Below are 16,444 nucleotides of genomic sequence, written 5' to 3' on the forward strand. Positions count from 1 at the left end.
CATGAATCACCAGAATCTTCTTGTCGAACTGTTTGTCGAAGAACTGCCCCCCAAGGCCCTGCAAAAGCTCGGCGATGCCTTTGCGGGCGTGTTGCTGGAGCAACTGCAGGCGCAGGGCCTGACCTCGGCACACTCGCAGCTCACCGCCTTTGCCTCGCCGCGCCGGCTGGCGGCGCACATCACCGAAGTGCTGCCCGCCGCGGCCGACAAGGCGGTGTCGCAAAAGCTCATGCCCGTGGCCGTGGGTCTGGACGCGAGCGGCCAGCCCACGCCGGCGCTGCTCAAGAAGCTGACCGCGCTGGGCGCCGACGCCGCCAGCGTGCCGCAGCTCAAGCGCGTGCACGATGGCAAGGCCGAGGTGCTGTTCTTTGAAAGCATGGCCAAGGGCGCGCTGCTGGCCGACGGCCTGCAGAAGGCGCTGGACGAAGCCATTGCCAAGCTGCCGATCCCGAAGGTGATGCGCTACCAGCTGCAGGACGGTTGGACCAGCGTGCATTTCGTGCGCCCGGCGCACGGCCTGGTGGCGCTGCATGGCAGCGAGGTGCTGGTGGGCGTGCAGGCCCTGGGCCTGACGGCCGGCAACACCACGCACGGCCACCGCTTCGAGGCCTCCGTGGACCCGGTCGTGATCCAGAGCGCCGACAGCTATGCCGAACAACTGCGCAGCGAAGGCGCGGTGATTGCTAGCTTTGCCGAGCGCCGCGCCGAGATCGCGCGCCAGTTGCAGGCGGCCGCCGACCGTGTAGGCGGTGGCATGCAGCCGATCGAAGACGCCGCCCTGCTGGACGAGGTGACGGCGCTGGTCGAGCGCCCCAACGTGCTGGTCTGCGAATTCGAGAAGGAGTTCCTCGCCGTGCCGCAGGAGTGCCTGATTCTCACCATGAAGGCCAACCAGAAGTACTTCCCGCTGCTGGATGCCGAGGGCAAGCTCACCCACCAGTTCCTGGTGGTGAGCAACATCAGCCCGCAGGACGCCAGCGCCGTCATCCAGGGCAACGAGCGCGTGGTGCGCCCGCGCCTGGCGGACGCCAAGTTCTTCTTCGACCAGGACCGCAAGAAGACCCTGGTCAGCCGCGTGGACCAGCTGGCCAAGGTGGTCTACCACAACAAGCTGGGCACGCAGGGCGAACGCGTGGAGCGCGTGCGCCATATCGCCAAGGCCATCGCCACGCAGCTGTTCACGGCGCTTGCGCAAGGCAACGCGGCGCTGGACTCCCAGGAAGGCGAGATCGCCCAGGACTATCTGCTGACCTGCGTGGACAACGCCGCGCTGCTGGCCAAGACCGACCTGGTCACCGACATGGTGGGCGAGTTCCCCGAGCTGCAGGGCATCATGGGCGGCTACTACGCGGTGAGCGACGGCCTGCCCGACGAGGTGGCGCACGCCATCGAGGACCATTACAAGCCGCGCTTTGCCGGCGACGCGCTGCCGCGCGAGAACGTGGGCGTGGTCGTTGCGCTGGCCGACAAGCTGGAGACGCTGGTGGGCATGTTCGGCATCGGCAACCTGCCCACGGGCGACCGCGACCCGTTTGCGCTGCGCCGCCATGCGCTGGGCGTGATCCGCATGCTGGTCGAGAAGGAGTTGCCGCTGGATCTGGATGCGCTGCTGGCCAGCGCGGTGCCGGCCTTCGGCGACAAGATCGAGGACACCAGCGCCCAGTTGGCCGACTTCATCTACGACCGCCTGGCTGGCTCCCTGCGCGAGCAGGGCTACAGCGCCCAGGAGGTGGACGCCGTGATTGCCCTGCGTCCGCAGCGCCTGGCGCTGGTGCCCCGGCAGATCGAGGCCGTGCGTGCATTCGCCACGCTGGAGCAGGCGCCCGCGCTGGCCGCGGCCAACAAGCGCGTGACCAACATCCTCAAGAAGGCCGGCGAGGTGGATCCGCACGTGAATGAGGAACTGCTGCAGGAGCCCGCCGAGAAGGACCTGTACGCCGCGCTGCAGCGCTTCGTGCCCGAGGCCAACGCCCAGTTCGACAGCGGCGACTACACCGCCAGCCTGCAAACCCTGGCCGTGCTGCGCGCGCCCGTGGACGCGTTCTTCGACGACGTGATGGTCAATGCCGAGGAACTGGCGTTGCGCCTGAACCGCCAGGGCCTGCTCAAGAAGCTGCACATGGCGATGAACCGCGTGGCCGACCTCTCGCGCCTGGCGGTGTGACCGTGCGCGGCTGTGGGGCCTGGACCGTTACGCCGGTGACGGCGGACGCGGGCGGCGCGGCAGCGTTGCTTTGATAATCGCGCCATGAAACTCGCCATCCTGGACCGAGACGGAACGCTCAACGCGCTGGGCGATGGCTTCATCGCCTCGCCCGACGAATGGGTGCCGGTGCCTGGCGCGCTGGAGGCCGTGGCGCGGCTGAACCACGCGGGCTGGCATGTGGTTGTGGCCACCAACCAGCCGGGCCTGGGCCGCGGCCTCTTCGATGCGCAGACCCTGGTGGCCATCCACGCGAAGATGCACCGGCAGCTGGCTACGCTGGGTGGGCGCATCGACGCGGTGTTCTACTGCCCCCACACCGAGAGCGAGCAATGCCACTGCCGCAAGCCCGCTCCGGGCCTGATGGAGCAGATCCGCGATCGCTACGGCGCGGAGGGGCAGGAAATTTTGGTGGCGGGCAGCAGTGCGGCCCACCTGCAGGCGGCGAGCGAGCTGGGCGCGCAACTGCACATGGTCTGCACCGGTCGCTCGGCCCACCTGGACCCGCGCCAGAGCCTGCCGCCCGGCTGGCCCGCCGGCACGCGCGCCCATGCCAGCCTGGGCGCGCTGGCGGATTTCATCGCCCCGCAGAACGGCGCCAGCCTGCCCGTGGCCCTGTGATGCGAAAACTATTGAATTGATAGCTGCTGGCGCTTACTGCATGGGCGCTAGAAGCCAAAAACACTGAAAACTGCTTCATGGCACTGATCCGCTCCATTCTTCATCTGCTGGTGATGGTCGTCACCGTAGTCCCCTACACCCTGGGCATCCTGCTGGTACGTGTGCTGGGCGGCAGCCCGGCGGCGCGCTACCGCGTGGCGCGCGCCTGGCTGAAGCTGTGCATCGACTCGGCGCGCTGGCTGCTGGGCATCCGCACGCAGATCACCGGCATGGAGCACCTGCCCCAGGGCGAGCAGCAGGGCGCGGTGCTGCTGGTCAAGCACCAGTCCACCTACGAGACCTTCCTGATGCCGGCGATCATGCCGCACCCGCTGGCCTACGTGTTCAAGAAGGAACTGCTTTCCGTGCCGTTCTTCGGCTGGTCCATCGGCAGCCTGGACATGATCCACATCGACCGTGGCCAGCGCGCCCGCGCCTTTGCCAAGGTGCTGCAGCAGGGCCGCCGCCTGCTGTCCAAGGGCACCTGGGTCATCATGTTCCCCGAGGGCACGCGCACGGAACGCGGCGCCAAGGGCGACTACAAGAGCGGCGGCACGCGCCTGGCCATCGACGCCGGCGTGCCCGTGGTGCCGATCGCCGTGACCTCGGCCACGGTCTGGCCACGCAAGGCCTTCATCAAGCGCCCGGGGGTGGTGCACGTGTCCGTCGGCCGGCCCATCCCCACCGAGGGGCGCAAGCCTGACGAGCTGATGCGCGAGGTCGAGGCCTGGATCGAGGGCGAGATGCGCCGCCTGGACCCCGACGCCTACCCCCCCGCCGCCGGCTGACATGCAGCGGTTGGTGCAGCTGGCGCTGGACTTCCTGGGCGGCGGGAGCAGCCCGGATTCCGGGGTGCCACAGCCGAAACGGGCGATAGCGCCCGTCCAGCAAGCGCCAGATGCTCCTTTATTGGTAGCGCCAGCGCCACCGCTGGGCGATCTGCTCACGCCCGCCGTGTTCCGCCACCCGGCGGCCAGCCGCGAGGTGCTGCTGGGCGACGCGGTGGTGGCCTATGCGCTGCAGCGTGCGCGCCGGCGCTCCATCGGCTTCACCGTGGGGCCCGAAGGCCTGTCCGTGCGCGCGCCCTCCTGGGTCACGCTGGCGTGCGTGGATGCCGCGCTGCGCGACAAGGCGCCGTGGATCCTGCGCAAGCTTGGCGAGCAGCAGGCGCGCCGCCAGCAGGAAGAGCGCGCGCGCATCGTCTGGGGCGACGGCGCCGTGCTGCCTTACCTGGGCGAGCCGCTCACCGTGGTGCTGGACCCCACGCACGGCTTCGCCGCGCGCGGTGGAGCGCTCGAGGAGCAGGGCGGCGCAACCGGTCGCGCGCTGCGCATCGCCCTGGCGCGCAGCGCCGCGCCCGCCCAGGTGCGCGACGCGGTGCAGGCCTGGCTGATGCGCGATGCGCGCCGCTGCTTCACCGAGCGGCTGCACCACTTCGCGCCGCTGCTGGATGTGCGCTGGACGCGGCTGCGCCTGTCCAGCGCCAACACCCGCTGGGGCAGCGCGCGGGCCGACGGCTCCATCCGGCTGAACTGGCGGCTCATGCACTACCGCCCGGCCATCATCGACTACGTGGTCGCGCACGAGCTGTCGCACCTGCGCGTGATGGACCACAGCCCGCGCTTCTGGGACACCGTGGCCACCGTGGTGCCCGACTACGCCGCGCTGCGCCGCAGCCTGCGCGAGCAGCCGGCGCCGCCCTGGGACTGATGGGCGCGCGGCGGCCATGGTCTGCCAGAATGGCCGCCATGAACACGCCCACGCCTGACCTCCACGCTTCTGAGCAACCCCTGCCCGCCGAGGGCTACGCCGGCGACGTGAGCCCGCCGCTGGCGTGGCAATGGGTGCGCGCCGGCCAGGCGGTGCTGGTGGACGTGCGCACCGATGCCGAGCGCGACTGGGTGGGCCTCGTGCCCGGCGCCGTGGCCGCGGCCTGGAAGCAATGGCCCGGCATGCAACCCAATGCCGATTTCGACGCACAGCTGCGCGCGGCAGTGCCGCCCGGCGGCACGGCGGTGCTGCTGTGCCGCAGCGGCGTGCGCTCGGTGGCCGCGGCGCGGCGCGCGACCGAGCTGGGCATCAAGGCCTACAACATCCTGGAAGGCTTCGAGGGTGAGCCGGACGAGAACGGCCAGCGCAACCGGCGCAGCGGCTGGCGCTTTCGCGGCCTGCCGTGGCGGCAGGGCTGAGCGGATTGCTGAAGTTTTTTTGCTCTCAAAAAAATAGCTGCCAGCGCTTGATGTGCAAGCGCTGGCAGCCGTTTTGGCTTGAGATTGCGGGGGCTTACTTGGCCAGCGGTGGAATGCGCAGCTTCTGGCCGGGGTAGATCTTGTCGGGGTGGGTCAGCATGGGCTTGTTGGCTTCGAAGATCACCGGGTACTTGTTGGCGTCGCCATAGAACTTCTTGGCGATCGCGCTCAGCGTGTCGCCGCGCACCACGTCGTGGTACTGCGCTTCGGGCTCGGGGTTGGTCACGCTCATCTGGTTGTCCACGCTGGTCACGCTGGCCACGTTGCCGCAGCACAGGGTGACCTTTTCCTTGGCCGCCTGCGTAGGTGCGGTGCCCTTCACCGTCACCTTGCCCTCGGGGCCTTCGAAGTGGACCTGCACGTCGCTCACGCCCAGGTTCTGCGACGCGATGTAGGCCTCGATCGCCTTGCCTGCCTTGTCGTTGAGCTCGGCCTGCGTGGGCGCGGCAGCTGTGGAAGCCTGCGCGTCCTTGCCGCCAAACAGCTTCTCGCCGGCTTCCTTGATGAAACTGAAAAGACCCATGGCTTTCTCTCCTTCTTGGGGGTTGCAGAAACGGTCGGGACCACTATAGCCGTACTGTCCGGCACCGCCATGTCGGAAAAACGCCCGCGCCGGCGGCAGCGCGTGCATTTGCGGCGCTCTGCGGGAGGCAAAGGCAAAAAACGGATAATCCGCGCCATGACTTTCCTGGCCATCGACGTGGGCAACACCCGTCTCAAGTGGGCGTTATTCGACGCAGCGCAGCCTGGTGCCGGCCTGCTGGCCCATGGCGCTGAATTCCTGGACCATATCGAACGCCTGGCCGAGGGCCCGTGGTCCCACCTGCCTGCGCCCCGGCATATGCTGGGTTGCGTGGTGGCGGGCGACGCGGTCAAGCGCCGCGTGGCCGAGCAGATGGAGCTGTGGGACGTGCCCGCGCGCTGGGTGGTGCCGTCGGCGCAGGAAGCCGGCGTCATCAACGGCTACGACCATCCCACCCGCCTGGGCGCGGACCGCTGGGTGGCCATGATCGGTGCGCGCCACCGCCTGCTGGCCCAGGGGCCCGCGCGGCCGCTGATCGTGGTGATGGTGGGCACCGCCGTGACGGTGGAGGCCCTGGACGCGGAGGGTCGCTTCCTGGGCGGCCTGATCCTGCCCGGCCACGGCATCATGCTGCGCGCGCTGGAGTCCGGCACCGCGGGGCTGCACGTGCCCACGGGCGAGGTGCGCCTGTTCCCATCCAACACCAGCGATGCGCTGACCAGCGGCGGCACCTATGCCATTGCCGGCGCGGTGGAGCGCATGTACCAGCACCTGCGGCAGCACTGCGGGCAGGAACCCGCCTGCATGATGACCGGTGGCGCGGGCTGGAAGATGGCGCCAAGCATGACGCGCCCGTTCGAGTTGGTGGAAAACCTGATCTTTGACGGCCTGCTGGAGATCGCGGCGCGCCGGTTTGCCGAGCTGCCGGCCTGACACGGCCCGCCAGCGCGGGTGTTAAGTGGCCTGGTCGTAGGCCCCGACCAGCCGCGCCAGGTGCGCACGCTGGGTGGGCTCCAGATAGGGCATGAGCAGTCCCAACACATGCCGCGCGCCGTGCAGCAGCGCAGCCTGCGCGCTCTCGGGTTCCAGCGCCTGGCGCGGGGCGCGTACATACTCGAAGCTGAGCCAGTAGGTCAGCACCACCACCATGCTGGTCGCGGTAGGCTGCATGGCGTCCGCCGGTTCCATCTGCAAGGCGCCACGGCGCCGCAGTGCCTGCAGCAGATCGTGCATGGCGGCGGTCTTGGCTTGTAGCAGCACGGGGAACTGCTCTTCCAGCCGGCGGTTGCACGACAGCAGGTTGTTCAGGTCGCGGTAGAAGAAGCGGTACTGCCAGATCAACTCGAACAGCGTGTGCATGAAGAACCACGCGTCCTCCACGTCCTGCACGTCCGCACCCGCGTGCAGCAGGCCGCTCAGCGCCTCGTCGTAGCGCGCGAAGAGCGCGTTAACGATCTCGTCCTTGGCAGGGTAGTGGTAATAGAGGTTGCCAGCGCTGATGTGCAGGTCCGCGGCGATGGCCGTGGTGGAGACGTTGGGCTCGCCAAAGCGGTTGAACAGCGCCAGGCTGGACTCCAGGATGCGCTCGGCGGTGCGGCGGGGAGCTTTCTTCGCCATGGGCTGTCTCCTCCCATCGGGGGCGTTGTCGTGCTCCGGAAATCTACTCCAGTCGCCCGCGGGTGCACAGTCGGGTTGATGCGGAGGGTCGTTCAACCCTCGTGGGTGGAGGGGCGCGACGGCGGCGGCGCGGTTGTCACGCCATCGCGGTCGGCTTGGCGCTCCTGCAACGCTTGCAATTCCTGCGTGAGCGCGTCGATGCGCTCGTGCAGGGCCTGCACTTCCTGCGCGGTGGGTACGCCGAGGCGCTGCAGGGCTTTGGACACGCGCTCCTCGAAGATGCCCTCCAGCCGGTCCCACTGGCCGGCGGCGCGCTCGCCCAGTCCCGAGGCCATCTGCCCCATGCGCTGCGCGGCCTCGCCCCAATGCTCCTGGGCGGTGTCCTGGGTTTTGCGCTGCAGTGCCATGCCCTCGCGCACCAGGGCCTCAAAGACCTTGCCGCCCTCGGCCTGGGCCTTGGCAAAGGCGCCCAGGCCAGCCAGCCAGATTTGCTGTGCGGACTCCCGGGCCATGCGTGGGAATTCGCGCGCGGGGTCGGTGTCGTCATCGGGAGGAACGTGGGGCATAAGAGACTCCTTGTGCATTGACCTGAGTGGTGATTGTGGGCGCCCTCCAGCGTGCGCATGTAGGTGCAGCGCCCTAAATCCCGTCACGGGAGTTTGTTACAGGCATGTGCATGCCGATGGGATAATCCAAGGCTTTGTCCCCGCAGGCAGTCCGGTCTGCAGACGGTTCTGGCGAAGGATTTCCACCCATGATTCTGGTAACAGGCGGCGCAGGCTTCATTGGCGCCAACTTTGTGCTCGACTGGCTGGCTGTCGGTGACGAGCCGGTGGTGAACCTGGACAAGCTCACCTACGCGGGCAACCTGCACAACCTGGACAGCCTGCAGGGCGATGGCCGTCACGTGTTCGTGCAGGGCGACATCGGTGACCGCGCGCTGCTGGATCGCCTGCTGGCCGAGCACCAGCCACGCGCCGTGATCAACTTCGCCGCCGAATCCCACGTAGACCGCTCCATCCACGGCCCCGAGGACTTCATCCAGACCAACGTCGTCGGCACCTTCAGGCTTTTGGAGGCCGTCAGGCACTACTGGCAAGCGCTGCCAGCTACACAAAAAGAAGCATTCCGCTTCCTGCACGTGAGTACCGACGAAGTCTATGGCAGTCTGGCGCCGGCTGCTGCGGCCTTCACCGAAGAGCACAACTACGAGCCCAACAGCCCGTACTCCGCCAGCAAGGCGGCCAGTGACCACCTGGTACGGGCCTGGCACCACACCTACGGCCTGCCGGTACTCACCACCAACTGCAGCAACAACTACGGCCCGATGCACTTTCCGGAAAAGCTCATCCCGCTGATGATCGTCAACGCCCTGGCAGGCAAAAGCCTGCCCGTGTATGGCGACGGCATGCAGATCCGGGACTGGCTGTACGTCAAGGACCATTGCAGCGCCATCCGGCGCGTGCTGCAGGCGGGCCGGCTGGGCGAGACCTACAACGTAGGCGGCTGGAACGAAAAGCCCAACATCGACATCGTCAACACCGTGTGCGCCCTGCTGGACGAGTTGCGCCCGCGCAGCGACGGCCAGAGCTACACAACCCAGATCACCTACGTTACCGACCGCCCTGGCCACGACCGCCGCTACGCCATCGACGCACGCAAGCTCGAGCGCGAACTGGGCTGGAAGCCCGCGGAAACCTTTGAGACCGGCATCCGCAAGACCGTGCAGTGGTACCTGGACCACCCCGAATGGGTGGCCCAGGTGCAAAGCGGTGCCTATCGCGAGTGGGTGCAAAAGCAATACGAAGGCGCTGCGGCATGAACATCCTCTTGCTGGGCAAGAGCGGCCAGGTGGGCTGGGAACTGCAGCGCAGCCTGGCCGTGCTGGGCCGGGTCACCGCGCTGGACCACGACAGCACCGAGCACTGCGGCGACTTTGCCAACCCGGAAGGCGTGCGCGAGACCGTGCGCGCCCTGCGGCCTGACGTCATCGTCAACGCCGCCGCCCACACTGCCGTGGACAAGGCCGAGAGCGAACCCGAGATTGCCCGGCTGCTCAATGCCACCACGCCCGGCGTGCTGGCAGAAGAAGCTGCGCGCCTGGGGGCCTGGCTGGTTCACTACAGCACCGACTACGTGTTCGACGGCAGCGGCACGCGGCCTTGGGTGGAAACCGATGCGCCGGCTCCGCTGTCAGTCTATGGCGCCACCAAGCTGGAGGGCGAACAGCACATCCAGCAGACAGGGTGCCACCACCTCATCCTGCGCACCAGCTGGGTCTATGCCGCACGCGGCGGCAACTTTGCCAAGACCATGCTCCGCTTAGGCAGCGAGCGCGAGCGCCTCACCGTCATCGACGACCAATGGGGTGCGCCCACGGGGGCTGACCTGCTGGCCGACGTGACGGCACATGCCGTCCGCCATCTGCAAAGCCGCCCCGGGGACGGCGGCCTGTACCACTGCGTGGCCAGCGGCGAGACCACTTGGCACTCTTATGCTAAATACGTTCTGGAGCATGCCAGGCAAGCGCGGCCAGCTATTGAATTGAAAGCAACCGAGGTGGCGCCCGTGCCCACCAGCGCCTTTCCTACGCCGGCGCGGCGCCCGCACAACTCGCGCTTGGACACCACCCGGCTGCAAACCACCTTCGGCTTGGTGCTGCCGCATTGGCAGCAGGGCGTGGCGCGCATGCTCACCGAAATCCTCTGACCGACCCCCCCATTGCAATGACGACACCCACGCGCAAGGGCATCATCCTGGCCGGCGGCTCCGGCACCCGCCTGCACCCGGCAACGCTTGCCATCAGCAAGCAACTGCTGCCGGTGTATGACAAGCCCATGATCTACTACCCGCTGAGCACGCTGATGCTGGCGGGCATCCGCGAGATCCTCATCATCAGCACCCCGCAGGACACGCCGCGCTTTGAACAGCTGCTGGGAGACGGCAGCCAGTGGGGCCTGCAATTGCAATACGCCGTGCAGCCCAGCCCCGACGGGCTTGCCCAGGCCTTCCTGATCGGTGAAGACTTCCTGGCCGGCAGCCCCAGCGCGCTGGTGCTGGGCGACAACATCTTCTACGGCCACGACTTCCACGAACTGCTGGCCAATGCCATGGCCCGCCCGCAAGGGGCCAGCGTCTTTGCCTACCACGTGCACGATCCCGAGCGCTATGGCGTGGCCGAATTCGATGCCAGCGGCAAAGTGCTGAGCCTGGAGGAAAAACCCCAGAAGCCTAAGTCCAGCTACGCCGTCACGGGCCTGTACTTCTATGACAGCCAGGTGGTCGAACTGGCCAAGGGGCTCCAGCCCAGCCCGCGCGGCGAGCTGGAAATCACCGACCTCAACCGCCTGTACCTGGAGCAAGGCCAATTGAGCGTCGAGATCATGGGCCGCGGCTACGCTTGGCTAGACACCGGCACGCACGACAGCCTGCTGGACGCCAGCCAATTCATTGCCACGCTGGAGCAGCGCCAGGGCTTGAAGATTGCCTGCCCCGAGGAAATCGCCTGGCGCAACGGCTGGATCGACGCTGACCGGCTGGAGCGACTGGCCCAGCCGCTGGCCAAGAACGGCTATGGCCAGTACCTGCAACGACTGCTGAAAGAGACGGTGTACTGATGAAGGCAACGCGACTGGCTATCCCGGACGTCGTGCTGATCGAGCCCAAAGTGTTCGGCGACGCGCGGGGATTCTTCTTCGAGAGCTTCAACCAGAAGACCTTCAACGAGGCCACGGGCACAAACCACCAATTCGTGCAAGACAACCACAGCCGCTCCAGCCAGGGCGTGCTGCGTGGTCTGCATTACCAGATCCAGCAGCCACAGGGCAAACTGGTGCGTGTGGCGCGGGGCAAGGTGTGGGATGTGGCAGTGGACATCCGCAAGAGCTCACCGACCTTCGGGCAATGGGTGGGGGCAGAACTGTCCGAGGACAACCAGCACCAGTTGTGGGTACCGCCGGGCTTCGCACATGGCTTTGTGGTGCTCAGCGAAAGCGCGGACTTCCTGTACAAGACGACGGACTACTACGCACCCGAGCATGAGCGGTGCATTGCGTGGAACGATCCGCAGTTGGCGATCCGCTGGCCGTATGAAGGCGAGCCCAGGTTGTCGGCCAAGGATACGCAGGGGCTGACGCTTGCTGCGGCGGAGGTGTTCGTCTGAACTATCGGCGCAAGGCCTCTTGCGTCGACCGGTAGAGTACATCCGAACCGAACTGGGGGTTCAGGGGATCGAACGAAAAGATGTTGTGGCCCCGGGGCACGCGTTCCCCCTCCCATTCCGGTTCGAGGAAGAACGACAGAAACTCCGCGCCCTGTTGCGCATGCGTATCAAAAACTTGGGCAAGCCCCTGGGGGTCCAAAGCCTTGAGGGGGTGGAACTCTGTGATGCCATAGCGCGACTGGCCTGAGCGGCGCAGCCAATGGGCAAAGGACCGTCCGTAGGTCGGCTCGCCATACAGGCTCACCCCTAGCCGCATGGAGCCGTGAGGGCGCAGCGAGTCCTGGATAGCGAAGCGCGTCGCGTCCCAACTGGGGTTGGTGAATGGAATGATCTGGTGTGTGTAGCGCGGCACGGGAGCCAAGCAGGATTCACCTACGAGTTCATCAAAGAAGGCGAGATAACGTGTGACCTGCTGTGCACGGAACGTGTGCCACAGTGGAACCAGGGGGTTGTAGTAGAACGCGGCACGGTCGCGTGGAAAGTCAATATGAAATGTGGCGTTCTGCGCAGTGCGGGAAGGCGCAGTCCAAGGGAGAGGTTGCTGCGGCTGGTCTTGCGGAGTGCTCTGGTGCCGATCCATGACGGCGATCTGGCGTGCGCCCATGGAGACCAACTGGCCGGGGCGGCTCTCCAGAAACAGGTTCAGCGTGTGCATGCCTGGTGTTAGCCTGCGAAAGTCCAGGTCCAGGCGCCAACCGGTATTGGCATCACCCAACTCAGGCCGTGCCGCCAGCACGTCCTGACGGCCCAGTTCAACAAAAGCCTGACCAAGCAGCTCCCCATTGAGATACACACGGACTCGAGGTGTGTAGTCGGATGCCCTGTTGCTCACATGCGCCCAGCCAGAGATCGGCAGACTGCCGTGTGCGAAGGCGTCAATGTGTTCGGTGAAGCGTTTCAGCGGTTCGGTCCGTATGTCCTTGGATGGGGGGTGTACATCGTCGAAAGATGCATAGTCACTTCCCAGGAACCGGTTGAGCCGGTCAATCCGGCGAAATCGCTGGGCCAGGTATTCGCGAAAGCCTTGTACGGATGCCGAGGAGTAGTCGGTGATGCGATAAGGGGCATCAAATCCCATGCCAGACTGGAAGTTCGGAAATAAATGGTGCAACTCGCCGAGTAGCGTCACACCGCGAATTTTTGCCCTGTCTTGTTCCGGTAGCCGGCACGTTGCATTGAGCACAGCCTGCACAGCCTGAACTCGACGTGCAGTGAGGGTATTGCGCGTGCTAACGAAGCTCCAGTTATAGATATGGTCGTCGTAGTAGCTGTCAGTGCCGAGAGCACCGTCACGGGTCTGTGCCATGTTCGCCTCATCGCCCGCCAGTTCGTTCTCTATGGGGGCGTGTGCCTCGAAGTGCGTCGAGAATAAATACATGATCACCGGGCGCTGTACGTCGCGCACCGTATTCACCAGGCGTTGCACCATGGCATCGTCAATTGCCCAGCCTGTCGGCTCTTGCCGGAACAGTTTCAGCAAGGGAATTGGCAGCGTGTAGCCCACTTCATATTTCGTCGCTCGCGCTCCCGCTTGTGAGAGGGATTGCAGGGATGCCTCTACCAGCGCGCCAGCAGAGCCTTCTTCAGCGACGCAGCGTCGTGCCAGCGAGGCAGGCACCGTGCCACGCGCAGGCGGCTGTTCAATGCAGGCATCGATCACTCCGACCATGGGGGCCAGAAACATGGCGCGCGCCTTGCCTGACGACTGCGCCGTCTCCTGGAACCACAGCGCCCCCGCTATGCCCAATGCAGCGACGGCGAGGCCGGCTGCGCAGAATGCTAAACGGTGGAGGGAACTGGACATCGGATGCATGGAACTATGGTGGTCTTGCGGACGCAGGTATGGGGCGTCACTGTAAGACAGTCATGAACCTCTGCCGTGGCTGAGATAAGGAATACAGAAGAGGGTCGAGGAGCCTCGCAGGCTACACTTCAAAGCTTGCCCCATTGTTTCCCATGACGACTCCATCTGTAACAGAGACCACTGACCCAGTGTCGGCGGAGACGGTATTGACCCTGCGTCCCAGGTTGGGCGAATTACTTGTCCAGGAGGGCAAAGTCAGTGCCCGCGACATTGAACGCGCCCTGCTGGCTCAGCAGGAAATGGGTGGGCTGCTGGGACGGGTGCTGGTGCGCTTGGGATTGGTGTCCGAGATCGATGTGGCTCAGGCCCTTTCTCGGCAACTGGACATTCCCTTCGTTGCTGCGGACGATTTTCCCGAACTAATGCCCGAGGTGGAGGGCCTGCTGCCTTCTTTCCTGCAGGCCAACCATGTGTTTCCGCTGGCGCTGCGCGATGGAGCGTTGCATGTGGCCATGGCCACGCCGCAGGATCCCTTTGTCGTCAAGGCCCTGCATCTCGCCACCGGCCGGGAAGTTGTGCCGCATCTGGCTCTGGAGAGCGCCATCGAGAAGGCGTTGGCAGAGCCCATCGAAGAAGCGCAGGACGAGGACGACGACGGCTTTTTTGGTGATGGCGCTGACGGTGGCGATTTTGTCGAGCACCTCAAGGATCTGGCCAGCGAAGCGCCTGTCATTCGACTGGTCAACAGCATCATCGGCCGCGTCACCGATCTGCGTGCATCGGATATTCACCTGGAACCCTTCGATGACGGCTTGCATGTGCGTTACCGGGTGGACGGGGTGATCCATCGTGGCGAACTGGTACCGCCGCGCCTGTCGGCCGCCGTCAGTTCGCGCGTCAAATTGCTCGCACATCTGGATATTGCCGAGCGCCGTTTGCCACAAGATGGGCGCATCAAAACCCGCGTGAAGGGACGCGAGCTGGACTTGCGTGTTTCCACTGTTCCCACTGTGCACGGCGAAAGCGTCGTGATGCGGGTGTTGGATCGGGCCAGCGTGCGCCTCAATCTCGACACTATGGGCTTTGCCCCGGATACGCTCTCACGCTTCAATGAACTGCTGGCGCGGCCCCACGGTATTCTTCTTGTAACGGGGCCGACCGGCTCTGGGAAGACCACCACGCTGTACGCAGCGCTGTCGAAGATCGACTCGGAGGCCAACAAGATCATCACCGTGGAGGACCCGGTTGAGTATCAGCTTGAAGGCATCAACCAGATACAGGTGCATCCCCAGATCAACCTGACCTTCGCTAATGCCCTGCGCTCAATTTTGCGTCAGGACCCTGACATCATCATGATTGGTGAAATGCGCGACGGCGAAACCGCGCAAATTGCCGTGCAGTCGGCACTGACGGGACACTTGGTGCTCTCCACCCTGCATACCAATACCGCGGCGGGTGCCGTGGTCCGCATGCAGGACATGGGCGTCGAGAGTTACCTCATTACCTCTTCTGTCAATGGCGTGTTGGCCCAGCGTTTGGTGCGCACGTTGTGCAGCCACTGCAAGGAGCCCTATGAGCCTGGTCAACACGTTCGCGAAAGCTCGGGCTTATCGCGCTTTTCCGAAGTGGGCCGCCCGATTTATCGCGCTGTGGGCTGTGATCAATGCCGCCAAACGGGATACCGGGGGCGCACCGGCATCCACGAATTGTTTGTGCTCGACGAGCCGATGCGCCGAGCCATCATTGATGGCCGCGATGCCAATGCATTGCATGCGCTCGCATCGCAGAGCGGGATGCTGAGCTTGCATGAGGATGGACTGCGCAAGGTTGCAGGGGGCGTCACCTCGTTGGATGAGCTGGCGCGCGTGACGCAGGACCAGTCCGATGCCTGATTTTGTGTGGAGGGCTGCCACGGCAGCCGGCAAGGTTGAGGAAGGGCGTTTGTCTGCGCCTAATGGTGCGGTTGCCCTGCGACAGTTGAGGGAACAAGGGCTGACGCCGCTGCGCATGGAAGAGGCTCATACGATCACTGTAGGCGCCGCTGTGAACAAGGGCGCTACGGGTACGGCGTTGCTGGGACACGATAAAGCTCGCCAAATCAAGGGCCCAGTCAATGCCGCCGATGTGCTGGCACTTACGTCCGAACTGGCCATCATGCTGCGCGCTGGCCTGGCGCTGGACAACGCGCTGCGTGTACTCGTCGATATGAGCCACAAACCCAGCGTCGCCATGCTTGTGCAGGGCGTCCTGGATGGCGTGAAAGGTGGCACTCCCTTATCGCGAGCACTAGCCGAGCATCGGGCTCTATTCAGTGATTTCTACATCAATATGGTGCGCTCCGGCGAGGTCAGCGGCCAGATGTCTGCCGTGCTCGATCGCCTTGTCGAGCATATGGAGCGACAGCGCGCGCTGCGTGACAGCGTTATCTCCGCCACCATTTACCCTGCTATCTTGTTGGGGGTTGCGGTACTGTCGCTTATCGCCATGTTGGGTTTCGTGGTGCCACAGTTTGAGAAGCTGTTTACGGACATGGGCGATGCCTTGCCGTTACCAACACAATGGGTAATGGCGCTGGGCCATGCGTTCAAGAGCTATGGGCTTCTCATCGCCGTAGCGCTGTTTGGGCTGGGTTCACTCCTTGCACGCTGGTTTCGTTCGCCGGCCGGGCGGAACTGGTGGCAGGCGCGATTGCTCAAAATGCCGCTCATGGGGCCACTGGCGCTGAAATACCAGCTCACATTGTTTTCCCGGTCGCTCGGAACCCTGCTGGGTAATGGAGTCCCCCTGCTGACGGCATTACATATTGCTACCGAGACGGTAAGTAACGTCATCTTGCAGCAAGCCCTGGCGAAGGTGGTGCCTATCGTGAAAGAGGGCGGGAAAGTGGTTCAGGCGATCTCCGCCGCTGGCATCTTCGAACCTTTGGCGATCAATCTCATCCGCGTCGGTGAGGAAACTGGACGCATAGGCCCCATGATGCTCGAACTGTCCAATATATTGAACCGGGAAGTGGAAACGGGCATCAAACGATTGCTTACGCTGGTCGAGCCTGTGCTCATCCTCGTCCTGGGCGTATTGATTGCCGCCATCATCGTTTCTATCCTGTTGGGGATACTGTCTATCAATGACCTCGCCGTATAATTTTCGTTTCTCCAAGGAGTCTTCC

16 protein-coding genes are annotated in these 16,444 nt (G+C 65.0%); 12 read left to right on the forward strand and 4 right to left on the reverse strand.

The window, feature by feature from the left end; all coding sequences use genetic code 11:
• The first annotated feature begins 1 nt into the window (after window position 1).
• From glyS to QY917_RS16490, 5 genes are all read left to right on the forward strand, one after another.
• On the forward strand, window positions 2–2,164 hold the full coding sequence (gene glyS, locus QY917_RS16470) for a glycine--tRNA ligase subunit beta (RefSeq protein ID WP_088887698.1): 2,163 nt from the start codon (window positions 2–4) through the stop codon (window positions 2,162–2,164).
• An 84-nt stretch (window positions 2,165–2,248) separates the two neighbouring features.
• A complete protein-coding gene (gene gmhB / locus QY917_RS16475; protein ID WP_012655568.1) occupies window positions 2,249–2,824 on the forward strand; it encodes a D-glycero-beta-D-manno-heptose 1,7-bisphosphate 7-phosphatase in 576 nt (191 codons plus the stop codon).
• Between the two features lie 77 nt (window positions 2,825–2,901).
• A complete protein-coding gene (locus QY917_RS16480; protein ID WP_088887697.1) occupies window positions 2,902–3,651 on the forward strand; it encodes a 1-acyl-sn-glycerol-3-phosphate acyltransferase in 750 nt (249 codons plus the stop codon).
• A 1-nt stretch (window position 3,652) separates the two neighbouring features.
• Window positions 3,653–4,573: a M48 family metallopeptidase gene (locus QY917_RS16485; RefSeq protein WP_123674921.1), complete on the forward strand. Its 921-nt coding sequence runs from the start codon at window positions 3,653–3,655 to the stop codon at window positions 4,571–4,573.
• 38 nt (window positions 4,574–4,611) lie between these two features.
• A complete protein-coding gene (locus QY917_RS16490; protein WP_123675238.1) occupies window positions 4,612–5,052 on the forward strand; it encodes a rhodanese-like domain-containing protein in 441 nt (146 codons plus the stop codon).
• 94 nt (window positions 5,053–5,146) lie between these two features.
• Here QY917_RS16490 and lysM read toward each other — a convergent pair whose 3' ends face one another.
• Window positions 5,147–5,635 (reverse strand): peptidoglycan-binding protein LysM, encoded by a 489-nt coding sequence (gene lysM, locus QY917_RS16495; protein WP_047350082.1) that lies wholly within the window; start codon window positions 5,633–5,635, stop codon window positions 5,147–5,149.
• Between the two features lie 156 nt (window positions 5,636–5,791).
• On the opposite strand from lysM, the gene QY917_RS16500 reads away from it, so the two are divergent.
• Window positions 5,792–6,568 carry a type III pantothenate kinase gene (locus QY917_RS16500; protein ID WP_011803993.1) on the forward strand — a complete coding sequence of 259 codons (777 nt, stop codon included), beginning with the start codon at window positions 5,792–5,794 and terminating at the stop codon, window positions 6,566–6,568.
• A gap of 21 nt (window positions 6,569–6,589) precedes the next feature.
• Here QY917_RS16500 and QY917_RS16505 read toward each other — a convergent pair whose 3' ends face one another.
• Both QY917_RS16505 and QY917_RS16510 read right to left on the reverse strand, forming a co-directional pair.
• Complete coding sequence (locus QY917_RS16505; RefSeq protein WP_123674922.1) at window positions 6,590–7,252, reverse strand: TetR/AcrR family transcriptional regulator; 663 nt, start codon at window positions 7,250–7,252, stop codon at window positions 6,590–6,592.
• A 92-nt stretch (window positions 7,253–7,344) separates the two neighbouring features.
• The gene (locus QY917_RS16510; protein WP_123674923.1) at window positions 7,345–7,818 is read right to left on the reverse strand and encodes a phasin family protein; all 474 of its coding nucleotides are present in this window, start codon (window positions 7,816–7,818) and stop codon (window positions 7,345–7,347) included.
• A gap of 188 nt (window positions 7,819–8,006) precedes the next feature.
• Here QY917_RS16510 and rfbB point away from each other — a divergent pair, with 188 nt between their 5' ends.
• From rfbB to rfbC, 4 genes are read left to right on the forward strand one after another with little or no spacing between them, the layout of a single operon-like run.
• Window positions 8,007–9,074: a dTDP-glucose 4,6-dehydratase gene (gene rfbB / locus QY917_RS16515; RefSeq protein ID WP_088887692.1), complete on the forward strand. Its 1,068-nt coding sequence runs from the start codon at window positions 8,007–8,009 to the stop codon at window positions 9,072–9,074.
• The gene (gene rfbD / locus QY917_RS16520) at window positions 9,071–9,961 is read left to right on the forward strand and encodes a dTDP-4-dehydrorhamnose reductase (RefSeq protein WP_123674924.1); all 891 of its coding nucleotides are present in this window, start codon (window positions 9,071–9,073) and stop codon (window positions 9,959–9,961) included. Before rfbB ends, rfbD begins: the two co-directional genes overlap by 4 nt.
• Before the next feature lie 17 nt (window positions 9,962–9,978).
• Entirely contained in the window at window positions 9,979–10,869 is an 891-nt protein-coding gene (gene rfbA / locus QY917_RS16525; RefSeq protein WP_123674925.1) for a glucose-1-phosphate thymidylyltransferase RfbA, read from the forward strand.
• Window positions 10,869–11,414 carry a dTDP-4-dehydrorhamnose 3,5-epimerase gene (rfbC, locus tag QY917_RS16530; protein ID WP_123674926.1) on the forward strand — a complete coding sequence of 182 codons (546 nt, stop codon included), beginning with the start codon at window positions 10,869–10,871 and terminating at the stop codon, window positions 11,412–11,414. Before rfbA ends, rfbC begins: the two co-directional genes overlap by 1 nt.
• Before the next feature lies 1 nt (window position 11,415).
• On the opposite strand, the gene QY917_RS16535 is transcribed toward rfbC, so the two are convergent.
• Entirely contained in the window at window positions 11,416–13,278 is a 1,863-nt protein-coding gene (locus QY917_RS16535) for a hypothetical protein (protein ID WP_123674927.1), read from the reverse strand.
• 152 nt (window positions 13,279–13,430) lie between these two features.
• Here QY917_RS16535 and gspE point away from each other — a divergent pair, with 152 nt between their 5' ends.
• Window positions 13,431–15,170, forward strand: a complete 1,740-nt coding sequence (gene gspE, locus QY917_RS16540) for a type II secretion system ATPase GspE (RefSeq protein ID WP_123674928.1) — start codon at window positions 13,431–13,433, stop codon at window positions 15,168–15,170.
• Window positions 15,163–16,419, forward strand: coding sequence for a type II secretion system F family protein (locus QY917_RS16545; RefSeq protein WP_123674929.1), 1,257 nt, complete (start codon window positions 15,163–15,165; stop codon window positions 16,417–16,419). Before gspE ends, QY917_RS16545 begins: the two co-directional genes overlap by 8 nt.
• Window positions 16,420–16,444: the final 25 nt, after the last annotated feature.

This window comes from Diaphorobacter sp. C33, from assembly GCF_030503915.1.
GTDB classification, from domain to species: Bacteria; Pseudomonadota; Gammaproteobacteria; order Burkholderiales; family Burkholderiaceae_C; genus Diaphorobacter; species Diaphorobacter nitroreducens.